10 protein-coding genes and 1 riboswitch are annotated in these 12,188 nt (G+C 71.6%); of the genes, 3 read left to right on the forward strand and 7 right to left on the reverse strand.

Annotated features, from left to right (window positions below; genetic code table 11):
• Positions 1 to 38: 38 nt before the first annotated feature.
• The 6 genes from CDN99_RS19280 to thiC all read right to left on the reverse strand — a co-directional run bounded on the left by CDN99_RS19280 (position 39) and on the right by thiC (position 7,749).
• Complete coding sequence (locus tag CDN99_RS19280; RefSeq protein ID WP_238139605.1) at positions 39 to 1,772, reverse strand: MFS transporter; 1,734 nt, start codon at positions 1,770 to 1,772, stop codon at positions 39 to 41.
• Between the two features lie 198 nt (positions 1,773 to 1,970).
• A complete protein-coding gene (locus CDN99_RS19285) occupies positions 1,971 to 3,617 on the reverse strand; it encodes a bifunctional hydroxymethylpyrimidine kinase/phosphomethylpyrimidine kinase (protein WP_088386519.1) in 1,647 nt (548 codons plus the stop codon).
• The gene (locus tag CDN99_RS19290; RefSeq protein ID WP_088386520.1) at positions 3,614 to 4,438 is read right to left on the reverse strand and encodes a thiazole synthase; all 825 of its coding nucleotides are present in this window, start codon (positions 4,436 to 4,438) and stop codon (positions 3,614 to 3,616) included. The genes CDN99_RS19285 and CDN99_RS19290 overlap by 4 nt, the downstream gene beginning before the upstream one ends.
• Position 4,439: 1 nt before the next feature.
• On the reverse strand, positions 4,440 to 4,658 hold the full coding sequence (gene thiS, locus CDN99_RS19295; protein WP_088386521.1) for a sulfur carrier protein ThiS: 219 nt from the start codon (positions 4,656 to 4,658) through the stop codon (positions 4,440 to 4,442).
• Positions 4,655 to 5,743, reverse strand: a complete 1,089-nt coding sequence (locus CDN99_RS19300) for an FAD-dependent oxidoreductase (RefSeq protein ID WP_088386522.1) — start codon at positions 5,741 to 5,743, stop codon at positions 4,655 to 4,657. Before CDN99_RS19300 ends, thiS begins: the two co-directional genes overlap by 4 nt.
• 5 nt (positions 5,744 to 5,748) lie before the next feature.
• Positions 5,749 to 7,749, reverse strand: coding sequence for a phosphomethylpyrimidine synthase ThiC (gene thiC, locus CDN99_RS19305; RefSeq protein ID WP_088386523.1), 2,001 nt, complete (start codon positions 7,747 to 7,749; stop codon positions 5,749 to 5,751).
• A gap of 134 nt (positions 7,750 to 7,883) precedes the next feature.
• Positions 7,884 to 8,028: riboswitch (TPP riboswitch) on the reverse strand.
• Positions 8,029 to 8,256: 228 nt separating this feature from the next.
• Between thiC and CDN99_RS19310 the strand changes: the two genes are divergently transcribed.
• Both CDN99_RS19310 and CDN99_RS19315 read left to right on the forward strand, forming a co-directional pair.
• A complete protein-coding gene (locus tag CDN99_RS19310; RefSeq protein WP_141100871.1) occupies positions 8,257 to 9,057 on the forward strand; it encodes an energy transducer TonB in 801 nt (266 codons plus the stop codon).
• An 84-nt stretch (positions 9,058 to 9,141) separates the two neighbouring features.
• Entirely contained in the window at positions 9,142 to 10,443 is a 1,302-nt protein-coding gene (locus CDN99_RS19315; RefSeq protein ID WP_141100872.1) for a hypothetical protein, read from the forward strand.
• Here the strand turns inward: CDN99_RS19315 and CDN99_RS19320 are convergent.
• Positions 10,419 to 11,360, reverse strand: a complete 942-nt coding sequence (locus CDN99_RS19320) for a LysR family transcriptional regulator (protein WP_088386526.1) — start codon at positions 11,358 to 11,360, stop codon at positions 10,419 to 10,421. The two genes, CDN99_RS19315 and CDN99_RS19320, sit on opposite strands and share 25 nt — an antisense overlap.
• 175 nt (positions 11,361 to 11,535) lie before the next feature.
• On the opposite strand from CDN99_RS19320, the gene CDN99_RS19325 reads away from it, so the two are divergent.
• On the forward strand, positions 11,536 to 12,162 hold the full coding sequence (locus CDN99_RS19325) for an FMN-dependent NADH-azoreductase (RefSeq protein WP_088386527.1): 627 nt from the start codon (positions 11,536 to 11,538) through the stop codon (positions 12,160 to 12,162).
• Positions 12,163 to 12,188 lie beyond the last annotated feature (26 nt).

Raw genomic sequence — 12,188 nt, forward strand, 5'->3', positions numbered from 1 at the left:
CGCGGGGCGGCCGGGATCGGAGGGAGGCGGCGCGTTGCTCATGGTCGTGCGGGCGGCGGCTGCGCCGGTTGGATCGACAAGGGGGCGGCCGTGGGCGCGGGTCGCGTGGACGCGGCCACGAGGGTGGCCGCGCGGCGCCGGTCGAGCCGCTTGACCAGCGCGGTGCGGCCGAGCAGCGCCAGCAGCCACAGCAGGAAGGCGACGGCGGTCATCGCACTGAACATGAAGACGTCGTTGTAGGCGCGGACGTTGGACTCGCGCCGGGCCACCTGCGCGAGTTGCGCGGCGCCTTGCGCCGACCGCAGCACCGGGTCCCCGATCACGCCGCCCAGCGCCGCGGCCTGCTGCGCCACGCGCGTCGCCACCTGCGGATCGGTGCGGTCCATCGTCGCCACCAGGGAGGCGGAGTATTCGTGCTCCCGGTACAGCTGGTAGGTGTTCAGCACCGCGGAGCCGACCAGCCCGCCCATCGTCTGCGTCACCGAGAACATCACCGAGAACGTCACCATGTAGGCCGGCCCGTTCTTGAGCGCCTGGCCGATGCCGATCAGCATCAGCGGCCCCATGAACATGCCGGCGCCGATGGACAGCAGGAACTGGCTCAGGAAGAAATCGTGCGGCCGGTCGAGGCTGGTGCGGTGGTGGTCCAGCAGACCGGCGATCGCGAACAACACGATGGACAGCAGGATCTGCGGCACCATCGTCCTGGGTGTGAAGCTCAGCGAGCAGGCCACCATGCCGATCACCATGCCCGCCAGCACGATCGCGAACAGCGGCTGCAGCTGGTCCGGCCCCATGCCCTGCGCGCGCAGGAAGCTGACGGCGCCAACCGACTGCTCGGCGGTCAGGAAGCGCAGGATCATGCCCCCGATGACAAAGCGCAGCGTCGTGCCGTTGAAGAACCAGCGCGTCTGGATCAGCGGGTTGGCGCGGTGATGCTCGATGAATACCGCGGCCACGATCAGCAGCAGCGCCGCCATCAGCAGCCAGGCCAGCCAGGGCGCGTCGGTCCACCAGTGCAGGTAGCCCTGCACCAGCACCGCGCAGATCATCGCCACGGCGGGCGCGATCAGCGCGAAGCTCAGGAAGTCCAGCGGCTCGAAGACCTTGATCTGCACGCCCGGCGGCAGTTTCAGCACGACGACGGCGGCGAAGCTGCACAGCGCCAGGCCGGCCTCGAACAGGTACAGGTTGTGCCAGGAGCCGCCGCCCTGGTCGAGCAGCGCCGGGGAGACGACCCAGGCCAGCGGGGCGGCCAGTTGGCCGATGCCCACGCCGATCACCATCATCTTGCCGGTGTGGGTGCGGGGCATGCTCTGCAGCATGTAGAGCAGGCACAGTGTCGAGCAAGCCGCGCCGGCCAGGCCGCTGGCGGCGCGCACGATCAGCGTGGTGGCGAAGGTGCCGACGAACAGGTGCAGGACGGTCAACACCGCGTAGACCCCCAGGCCGATCTCCGCGAACCAGCGCATGCCGAATTGCTGTCGGCACTTGAAGACGAGCAGGTTGGCGGTGACGTTCACCATCACGTAGGCCGCGGAGATCCAGGCGCCCTCGGACGGCGTCAACCCGAGCTGCCCCTGCAGCACCTGCAGGTTGGCGGTGACCAGGCCGTTGCCCAGCGCGCCGGTGATGCCCACCAGGATGGCCACCAGCGCATACGCGAGCCGCCGCCACGGCGGATGCCACGGCATGGAGGGAGAGCCCGGCATGCTGGGCTTCTCGTGCTCCTGCCAGTCGGGGACCGGCTTCAGATAAGGCGGTGTGGCCACGGCGGTGTCGCTGCTCCAGTCCCCGCAGGATGATCCCGCGAGGGCATGACGAGGGTCAGGACTTGCACCGATGGCCGTGGCGCGAGACCGGCGGCGGATCGGCGCGGGATCGGGGCATTATTCAGCAGGGCGGGGACGGGAGGTCCGCCTCCATCGGGGCGAGTGATGGGTCCGTCCGCTCAACGCCGCCCGAGCGACTCAGCCGAGCCTGCCCTTCACCACCATTTCCTCCGCCGCCCTCACCAGGCACATCGCCGCGGCGCCGGCGGCGAGGCCGGCGTGCCATTGGCGGTCCGTGAGCACGCCGCCGATGCCGACGACCGGCGCGCCGGCCATGCGTGACCACCAGCGCAACTGGGCCAGGCCCTGCGGCAGCCAGGGCATGTCCTTGGTGGTCGTCGGCCACAGCGGGCCGCAGGCGATGTAGTCGGGCGCCAGCGCGCGCGCACGGCACAGCTCCCAGAGGCTGTGGCTGGACAGGCCCAGCCGCACGCCGTGGCGCTCCCGGCGGTGCCGCAGTTCCTCCCGGTCCGCGCTGTTCAGCGCCGCCCAGTCCTCCTGCCCGAGGTGCAGCGCACGGGCACCCTCGTCGAGCGCCAGGCGCCAGTGGTCGTTGACCCACAGCGTCGCCGAGCGGCCGGCCATCGCGCGCACGGCCTCCCGGATCGCGGAGCGCAGATCACCGTGCTTGATCCGCAGTTGCACGTGCTCGAAATGGCCGCTCAGCGCCAAGGCTGAAACGCGCTCCGGCTCGGAGGTGATGGCATAGAGCCCGCGAGCGAACGATGCCGGACCGGCCGCGGTGGATGTGATCACGCGGCGCCAGCGGTCGAGCGTCGCGCGATCGGGGGCGGTCTCGTCATCGAAGCCCATGACGGGCATGGCTCGCGGATCGTCGACGAAGCCGCGGTCCGGGCGGAGCGGACCGGCGCCGTCGCCGGCCGCATGGCCGTCGCGCAGCGCCGCCCAGGTCAGCATCTTGGCCAGGATCACCGCGTCCGGCACGGCGAAGCCGCGTGCCAGCGCGGCAGCGGCGGCCGTGGCGAAGGTGCAGCCGCTGCCGTGGTGATGCGGCGGTGTGCCGTCGTGGCCGGCCAGGCGCGGCAGGGCGATCCAGCCGGTGGCGAGCGGGCTGTCCAGCCAGTCCATCGACAGGCCCTCTGCCAGCGCCACGTCGTCGCCGCCGGTGATGCAGACGGCGTGCGCGCCCAGGCCGCGAAGCATCGCGGCCAATTCCGGGACGGGATGCTGCCCGGCCGCGACGCCGAGCAGCCGCTCCGCCTCGCGCCGATTCGGCGTCAGCAGCGCGGCGCGAGGGACAAGCTGGTGGCGATAGGCGCCGAGCAAGGCGTCGTCGCAGAATGCCACGCCGCCCGCGGGACCGCCGGCCGTGGCGCCGAGCACGGGATCGACCACCAGCGGCGTGTCGCCGCACTGCGCCAGCAACGCGTCCACCGCCGCGGCGCTCGCGAGCAAGCCGGTCTTGACGACACGCGGCGGCATGTCCTGACGCAGCGCGGACAGCTGCGCGCGGATCTGCGCGGCATCGAGCGGAAACACCGCCTGCACGCCCTTCGAGTGCTGCGCGGTCACCGCGGCCACGACCGGGCACAGATGCACGCCCATCGCCGCCGCCGCGCGGGTGTCGGCGCTCAAGCCCGCGCCGCCGCCGCTGTCGGTGCCGGCGACGCTCCAGATCACCGGCGGTTCCGGATCGGCCGTCCAGGGCCTCAGGACCGCCGCGTCCGGGTCGACGGGGCTGGCCCACGGGGAAGGCAGGCTCGGATGCGGCACCAGCGATCCCCGCATGCGTGACGGATCAGAGGCGCCGCGACGGTCGGTCATGCGTCCCCCAGCACGAAGGCGTGGCCACCGACCGGCGTGCTCGCCACCGCGAACGCCTGCGGCGCCATCAGCCCGGCGAGGAAGGCCTGCCGGCCGGCGCGCACCGCGTCGCGAAAGGCGCCCGCCATCGCGGCGGGATCGCCGGCCTGCGCGACCGCGCTGTTCAGCAGCACCGCGTCGAAGCCCAGCTCCATCGCCCGCGCCGCCTGCGACGGGGCGCCGAGGCCGGCGTCGATCACCAGCACCGTGTCGGGCAGCCGCTCGCGCAGCGTGCGCAGCCCATGCAGATTCAACAGCCCCTGGCCCGACCCGATCGGCGCGCCCCACGGCATCAGCAGCGGGCAGCCGGCGTCGAGCAGGCGGCGGCCGAGGATCAGATCCTCCGTGCAATACGGGAAGACGGTGAAGCCTTCGCGCGCGAGTTCGGTCGCGGCGGCGACCAGCTCGAACGGGTCGGGCTGCAGCGTGTGGTCGTCGCCGATCACTTCGAGCTTGATCCAGGCGGTGCCGTAGACCTCGCGCGCCATGTGGGCGAGTTGCACCGCCTCGCGGGCGCTGCGGCAACCGGCGGTGTTGGGCAGCAGCCGCGCATCCTGCGCGCGGCCGACGGCGAGTGCCTGCGCCAACGCGCCGTTGTCGCCGACCTGCAGCGTGCGCTTGAGGCCGACCGTCAGGACCTGCGACGACGACGCGCGGATGGCGTCGCACAAGACGGCTGGGCTGGGATAGCCGGCGGTGCCCAGGAAGAAGCGACTGTGGAAGCCGACCCCGTCGATGGTCAGCGGGTCCGCGTCCGCGCGCGGCGAGGCGGCGAGGGTCATGTCAGCCTCCGACGATGGGTTGGAAGAACAGCACCACGTCGCCGTCGTGCAGCGTCGTGGCCAGGCGGGCGTCGCGCGGCACGAAGCGGCCGTTGAGGGCGGTGGCGACGGCAGCGGGCTCGCGCCGCTCGCGGTGGAGCAGATGCGCGAGCGTGGCGCCGGCCGGCAAGGTGATCGAGCGATCGTCCAGGCGGACCGTGATCGAGGGCAAGGGAGTCATCGTGAGGTCTCCAGGGCGACGAACCCGGACGGGTCGTCGCGATGCGTCGAATGGGCGATGTCGTCGATGCGGGCCAACGCCGCCTCGGCGAGCAGTCGCTCCACCAGCGCGGGCGCCAGCAGCCAGCCATGGCGGTACAGGCCGTTGAGCCGCAGCAGGCCGGGCTCGTGGTGGGTGAAGGGCAGGTTGTCTGGCATGGCGGGGCGCAGGTGCCGGTCCAGCCGCGTGATGCGGGCTTCGGACAGCGCCGGCAGCACGCTCTGCGCCGCCGCCATCAGCTCGACGGCGGAACGCAGCGAGACGGGGCTGCGGTCCTCGCTTTCGATCTCGCTGGCGCCGACGACGATCTCGTCCCGCGCCCGCGGCACGAGGTAGACGCGATGGCGGGGATGCAGCAGCCGCACCGGTCGCCGCAGCCCGTGTGCGGGCAGCGACAGCGTGACGATCTCGCCCCGCACGCCGCGCAGCGGCAACGGCGGGCGGGCCCCGAGGCCGCGCGTGTCGATCGCCCAGTCGCCGGACCAATGGCCGCCGTCGCGAAAGTGCAGCGTGCCGGGCAGCACCTGGTCGATCGCGCGCGACCAATGCCATCGCGTGGCGCCGGCGCCCGCATGCAACGCGGCCATCGCGGGCAGCGGTGCGATCAGGCCCTCGCGCGGCAGTAGCCAGCCGCGCAGGCCGGGCGCCAGCATCGGCTCGTGCCGGCGCAGCGCGTCGACATCGAGCGCCTCGGCCCCCGGCATCCGCATCAACGAGCGCTGCGCCGCACCCAGATCGGCGCGATGCGACAGCAGCAGGCTGCCCTCGGCCTGCAACGGCACCGGGCGCGGCAACGCGGCGACGATCCCTGGCCACAGCGCGAGCGACCGCCAGCCCAGTGCCGCGATCTCGTCGCCGCCTTGCTCCTGCTCGGCGAGCGGGCTCAGCATGCCGGCCGCGCTGAACGCCGCGGCGTCCTGCGCGTCGAAGGCCGGATCGGGACCGGCGGCCGCGTCGAAGACGTCGACGCGATGACCGGCGCGCGCCAACGCCCAGGCGAAGAGCCGCCCGGCCAGGCCCGCTCCGGCGATGGCGATCGCGGCCATCGTGCTCAGGCCTGCCGGATGGGGATGTAGAGCTCGCCGCCGCCGGCGCGGAACTCGGCGCTCTTCTCGCGCATGCCGGTCAGCGCGGCCTCGGCGTCGAGGTCGCGCGCGGGGGCCCGGGCGTCGGCTTCGGACGGCTCGCCCGCGTCGCTGTCGACGCGTTGCTCGCCGTTCTCGGCCAGCGCCGCGCTGTACTCCCGCACGTCCTGCGTGATCTTCATCGAGCAGAACTTGGGCCCGCACATGGAGCAGAAGTGCGCCACCTTCGCGCTGTCCTTGGGCAAGGTCTCGTCGTGGAACTCGCGCGCGGTCTCCGGGTCCAGGCCGAGGTTGAACTGGTCCTCCCAGCGGAACTCGAAACGCGCCTTCGACAGCGCGTCGTCGCGCGCGCGCGCCGCCGGATGGCCCTTGGCGATGTCGGCCGCGTGCGCCGCGATCTTGTAGGCCATCAGGCCCTGCTTGACGTCGTCGCGATCGGGCAGGCCCAGGTGCTCCTTGGGCGTGACGTAGCACAGCATCGCGCAGCCGAACCAGCCGATCATCGCGGCGCCGATGCCGCTGGTGATGTGGTCGTAACCGGGCGCGATGTCCGTGGTCAAGGGCCCCAGCGTGTAGAACGGCGCCTCGTCGCAGTGCTTGAGCTGCTCGGTCATGTTGGCCTGGATCATGTGCATCGGCACGTGGCCGGGGCCTTCGATCATGGTCTGCACATCGTGCTTCCACGCGACCTTGGTCAGCTCGCCCAGCGTGCGCAGCTCGGCGAACTGCGCCTCGTCGTTGGCATCCGCCAGCGAGCCCGGCCGCAGCCCGTCGCCCAGCGAGAAGCTGACGTCATAGGCCTTCATGATTTCGCAGATTTCCTCGAAGTGCGTGTAGAGGAAGTTCTCGCGGTGATGCGCGATGCACCACTTCGCCAGGATCGAGCCGCCGCGCGACACGATGCCGGTGCGCCGTTTCACCGTCATCGGCACGAAGGGCAGGCGCACGCCGGCGTGAATGGTGAAGTAGTCGACGCCCTGCTCGGCCTGCTCGATCAGCGTGTCGCGGAAGAGCGCCCAGCTCAGCTCCTCGGCGACGCCGCCGACCTTCTCCAGCGCCTGGTAGATCGGCACGGTGCCGATGGGCACGGGGCTGTTGCGCAGGATCCAGTCGCGCGTGGTGTGGATGTTGCGGCCGGTGGACAGGTCCATCACCGTGTCCGCGCCCCAGCGTGTCGCCCACACGAGCTTCTCGACCTCCTCCTCGATGCCGGAGCTCACGGCGGAGTTGCCGATGTTGGCGTTGACCTTGACCAGGAAGTTGCGGCCGATCGCCATCGGCTCCAGTTCCGGATGGTTGATGTTGGCCGGGATGATGGCGCGGCCCCGGGCCACCTCGTCACGCACGAACTCGGGCGTGATGATGCCGGGGATGCTGGCGCCGAGGCCCTGGCCGCGCAGGCGCTGCTCGCGCTCGCTGTCGGCGAGGTACTCGTGCATCCAGGCGCGGCGGCCGTTCTCGCGGATGGCGACGTACTCCATCTCGGCGGTGACGATGCCGCGCCGCGCGTAGTGCATCTGCGTGACGTTGGCGCCGCCGCGCGCGCGCCGCGGCTGCCGAGTCAGCTTGACGCTGTGCGCGCGCAGCGCCTGCTGCTGGCCGGCCTCGCGCAGGCCGTCGTCGAAGAGCTGGATCGGTCGGCCCGTGTAGGGCTCGGTGTCGCCGCGCGCCTCGATCCATTCCGCGCGGGGGGCCGGCAGCCCGCGGCGCACGTCGGTGGCCGCGGCGGGATCGGTGTACGGGCCGGAGGTGTCGTAGACGGCGATGCGCTCGCCGTTGGTCAGCGCGATCTCGCGCAGCGGCACGCGCAGCCGCGGATGCAGCACGCCGTGTTCGTGCGTCTTGGTCGACGCGGGCAAGGGCGCGCGGCTGGCGGCCAGGCGCTCGTGGACATCGGTGGCGGGTGTCGCCGCGGGGGCATCGCCGGGTGCGGTGGTCGCGGCGGGGGACAGGTCGTGCGTCGTCATCGGGGCTCTCCGGTGGTGAGCGCCGGAGGCTGGACCGATGAGGACGGACGGGCGGGAGGAACGGGACCCTTCCGGGGTGCGCGGCCGATGTCGAGGTCCGGGGACCTGGGCTGACGCGGGCCGCGAGGCGGTGTGCCTGAAGGGCGGGCTCTTCTTACGCCGGTACGAACCGGATCAAGTTCAGCGGGTCCACGGCTTCATCGCCATGTCTCAGCCCGTGCCGGACGAAGCGCGTGTCGATCACGCCTTGTCCGGCCCAGGGCTCCCCGGAGCAGGCGCGCAGTATAGGCCGGGCGCGTTGTCGCGTGCCGTTCGTGACTTCTTCGACATCGTGCCGCGCCGCTCGCCGGTCCTCGGGCAAACCCCGAGGGAACGTCACGCGAGTGACTTCTTACACTCCGGCGCTCACGCCGCGGTGCGATGAGCGGATCGAGCCATCCGCGCATCGTCCAACGAGAACAGCAATCTGGCATCAACAGGCGGCGTTGGCCTCGAGAGGGTGGAGTCATGAGCAGTCGTAGTCCCTTGTCCGTCCGGCGGCGTGGCCTGGCCCTGTGCCAGGCGCTGGGTCTGGCCCTGGCCGCGATGTCCGCGCAGGCGCAGACCGCTCCCGCGGGCGCGACCCCCGATCCCAAGGCGCCGCTGAGCGATGTCGATCGCGCCAAGCGCGATGCCGACAAGGTCTTCCAGTGGATCAAGTTCCACGCCGAGAAGGGCGAGGCGAAGAAGGCGGCCGAGAAACCGCACGAGGCGGCCAAGCCCGACGCGAAGGCCGCCGCCAGGACCGCGCCCGCGCCGGCCGCGGCCAGGCGCCAGGAACTCGACCCGGTCGCCGAGCGCGCCCTGGCCGCGCGCAATGCCGCCGCGGAGTCCGCCGCCGCGCCGTCGCAAGCCCAGGCCTCGACGCCGCCCCCAACCTCGCAGGCGGTCGCGGCCCAGGCGACGCAACCCGAGACGCCACCGCCCCAGGTCGTCGCGATGGCGGCGCCCAGCACCTCCGCCGCGGCCGGCAAGGCGCCACCCCCCGCGCCGGAGCCCGTCGCGCTGCCCGAGGAGGACGCGCCGCTGCGGCTGGTCCGCAAGGTCGATCCCGAGTACCCGCGCGCGGCGCTGGCGCAGCAGCGCAGCGGCTCGGTGATGGTGCGTTTCATGGTGAAGCCGGACGGCTCGGTCGATGCCGCCGAGGCGGTGCGAACGCCCGATCGCAAGCTGGGCGTCGCCGCGGTGAACGCCGTCAGGCAATGGCGCTTCGAGCCGATCGGCAAGCCGCGGCAGGTGAGCGTGGAGATCGGTTTCCAGGCCGAGTGACGCGGACGTGCGACGGCCGTCGTGTCGTCTGAACCAGGCGGCGTCGGGCGGAACTGAAGCGGCTTCCTCATTGCTGGAGCCGTCATGCCGGAACTGATCACATCTCGAAACGCAGCGCCAGGATCAGCCACGCAGACCTGGGAGGCCACGCCCGACGCCGCTGTCTTGCAGGCGGGTTGGATCAGCATCGCCAAGTCGCAGAAGCACTTCTCGGATGAGGCGCCGACGACCGCGCCCGGTGGATTCGGGGGCAGGCCCGAGTTCGATGAGGCGCGGCGAGAGTTGTTCTGCACATTCCAGTGGCTGAAAACCTTGCTGCAGGGTGGCGGCGAAGTGGCCGTCGTGAGGGAGCGCGTTGCCGCGATGAGCGGTCTGTTGACCGACTATTCGGGCCTTTGGACCGATGCCCGGAGCGAGCTGTACGGCCGAGGCAAGCGCGACCTTCTGAGCCTGTGCGAGGCGCTCGAACAAGATCCTCGGCCCAGCACGGTGGCTGCGGCTTGCCGCGAGTTGCGTCTGGCGTTCTGTGCCTCCGGTGGCCATGACGAGGTGTCGCCTGCGGACGCGATCACCGGCGCGCTCGGCCAGGTGTGTGCGGAGGGGGGCGAACGCAGGCGCCGCCGCCAGGCCGCTGAATCGTCCACCGTGTCCGCGGCGACCGTTGTCGCGGCCTCTGCTGCGTCTTCCGATGCTGGTGCGCCGGCCCGGTCTTGTCCGTCGTCCACCGCGCGCGCAGGGACGGTCCACCCGGCGTCTCATTGCGCCGCGACGCCGCTGTGGGAAACCGTCCAGCGTCTGGCCGTCGTGGCCCGGGGGCTTGGCCTGCGGCCGGACGCCGCGCTGGATGCCTTCCTGGCGCGCTGGCTGGGCCAGTCGCCGACGGGCGGCCAGGATGATCCGTTCGGCAATCTGCAACTCTTCGGGGTCGACGCGCTGGCTCGCCTGCTGGCTCGCGCGACGGCGCCTGGCGTGGCGCGGGACGACGCGCTGCGAGTACTGGGTCCGCTGATCGGCGGCTTGTCCAAGAAGACCGATCCGGCGGCCGAGATTCTGCGAGTGGAGCGCGACGAGCTTTTGCCCGCCCGGCAGACGCCCGCGGCGACGCAGTCCGCTCACCGCGCGCGAAGCCGCGTGATCGATGATGCCGTGCGCCTGAGCGGCGAGCCCCTGCTTCAGGACCTGCCACCGGAGGATCGCGACGCATTGCTGCGGGCCGAGGCGATGGCCGTGAAGGACCGGTTGGGCATCGACTACGACGTGGGCGGCATCTCCGACGGCCCAGCCGCGTCGGGTCTTTTCGACACGTCGGCCGGCAACCTGCTCAAGCTGCTGAAGGCGTGCGATCAGGCGGCCGAGCGCGTTTACAGCCCGTACAGCGCCGCCTGATCCAGCGGTCCCAGTTCCGCGGCCATCGCGTCGATGAACAGCCGCGTGCGCAGCGGCATCAGCCGCCGCTCGGGAAACACCGCCCAGCAGGTCGCCGGCTCCGCGCACCAGTGAGGCAGCACGCGCAGCAACTCGCCGCGGTCGACGAACGCCTGCGCGTACTGGTTGCCGACCCAGGTGATGCCCAACCCCGCGTGCGCCATCTGCAGCAGCATGTCCGGTGCGTTGGCCAGAGTACGGCGTTCCGGCACGCCCACCCATTCCCGGCGCAGGTCGGCCTGGCCGTTCTCGATGCCGAGCAGCCGCCACGGTAGCGGGTCGCCGCTGCGGCTCAGGATCATGAGGCCGTGCATGCTGATGAGGCCCTCCGGCAACTGTGGCTCGCCGTGGCGTTGCAGGTAGGCCGGCGACGCATACAACCCGCTGCTGAACATCGCCAGCCGCCGCGCGGCGAGCTGGCTGTCGGGCGGCAGTTGGCCCATGCGCACGGCGACGTCGAAGCCCTCGGCGATCAGGTCGACGCGGCGCGGCGAGAGGTCCAGCTCCAGCTGCACCTCCGGATACTCGCTGACGAAACGGGTCAGCATCGGCGTCAGCATCTGGTGCGCGAAGTCCGCCGGCATCGATACCCGCAGCCGCCCGGTCGGCCGCTGCTGCCGATGCAGCGCCAGCGCCAGCGCGCCATCCACCTCGCCGGCCAGCACCCGCGCATGTTCCAGCACGCCCTGGCCGAACTCGGTCAGCGTCAGGCGCCGGGTGCTGCGCTGCAGGACCTTCTCGCCCAGGCGCTCCTCCAGCGCGGCGATCCGGCGCGACACGGTCGACTTGGGCAACTGCAGCCGCTCGGCCGCCCGGCTGAAGCTGCCGGACTCCATCACGCGGGCGAACACCAGCAGGTCGTCGGCATCGAGGCTCATTGCGGCATCTCCGGAAGGTGGTGTCGGCGTCGACAGGGGGTGATGCCGATTGTTCGTGAAATGGAACAATCTTATCCATAGCGGCGTCTTCCGGTGCGTCGAGCGGATCAATACAGTGAAGCCATTCCCCCACACCCCGGCTTCCACAAGCCACCACCGCCCGGAGAACCGCACCATGAACATCCTCCAGATCAACTCCAGCGCCCGCCGCCTGCATGAAGGCCAGGGTTCCGTGTCGACCCTGCTGGCCAACGAGGTCGTGCAAGGCCTGATCGCCCGCAACCCGGGCGCCAGGAGCGTCGTGCACGACCTGGCGGCGCGTCCGCTGCCGCCGATGGACGAGGCGACGCTGGGCGCGCTGTTCACGCCGGCCGATGCCCGCAGCCAGGCGCAAGCCGACCGCGTGGCCTTCAACGACCAGCTGATCGCCGAGCTGCAGGCCGCCGACGTGATCGTGCTGGCCGCGCCGATGATCAACTTCGGCGTGTCCTCGCAGCTGAAGAACTGGATCGACGCGGTGGCCCGCGCCGGCGTCACCTTCCGTTACGGCGCCGCCGGTCCGGAAGGCCTGGTCACTGGCAAGAAGGTCATCGTGGTGAGCAGCCGCGGCGGCGTGCATCGCGGCCAGCCGACCGACAACATCGTGCCCTACCTGACCGTCACGCTGGGCTTCCTGGGCATGACCGACGTCGAGTTCGTCTACGCCGAGGGCCTGAACATGGGCGAGGAAGCCGTCGCCAAGGGCCTGGCCTCGGCCCGCGAGGAAATCGCCGCCGTGCTGGGCGAGGCGCAGGCCGCCTGACCCTTCGTCCCCTTCAATCGCGTCCC

The organism is Roseateles aquatilis (assembly GCF_002205645.1).
GTDB classification, from domain to species: domain Bacteria; phylum Pseudomonadota; class Gammaproteobacteria; order Burkholderiales; family Burkholderiaceae_C; genus Roseateles; species Roseateles aquatilis.

Coding starts and splice junctions, on each gene's coding strand:
- CDN99_RS19310 (WP_141100871.1), top strand. CDS start 8,257: ATGAGCAGTCGTAGTCCCTTGTCCGTCCGGCGGCGTGGCCTGGCCCTG.
- CDN99_RS19320 (WP_088386526.1), bottom strand. CDS start 11,360: ATGAGCCTCGATGCCGACGACCTGCTGGTGTTCGCCCGCGTGATGGAG.
- thiS (WP_088386521.1), bottom strand. CDS start 4,658: ATGACTCCCTTGCCCTCGATCACGGTCCGCCTGGACGATCGCTCGATC.
- CDN99_RS19315 (WP_141100872.1), top strand. CDS start 9,142: ATGCCGGAACTGATCACATCTCGAAACGCAGCGCCAGGATCAGCCACG.
- CDN99_RS19325 (WP_088386527.1), top strand. CDS start 11,536: ATGAACATCCTCCAGATCAACTCCAGCGCCCGCCGCCTGCATGAAGGC.
- CDN99_RS19290 (WP_088386520.1), bottom strand. CDS start 4,438: ATGACCCTCGCCGCCTCGCCGCGCGCGGACGCGGACCCGCTGACCATC.
- thiC (WP_088386523.1), bottom strand. CDS start 7,749: ATGACGACGCACGACCTGTCCCCCGCCGCGACCACCGCACCCGGCGAT.
- CDN99_RS19285 (WP_088386519.1), bottom strand. CDS start 3,617: ATGACCGACCGTCGCGGCGCCTCTGATCCGTCACGCATGCGGGGATCG.
- CDN99_RS19300 (WP_088386522.1), bottom strand. CDS start 5,743: ATGGCCGCGATCGCCATCGCCGGAGCGGGCCTGGCCGGGCGGCTCTTC.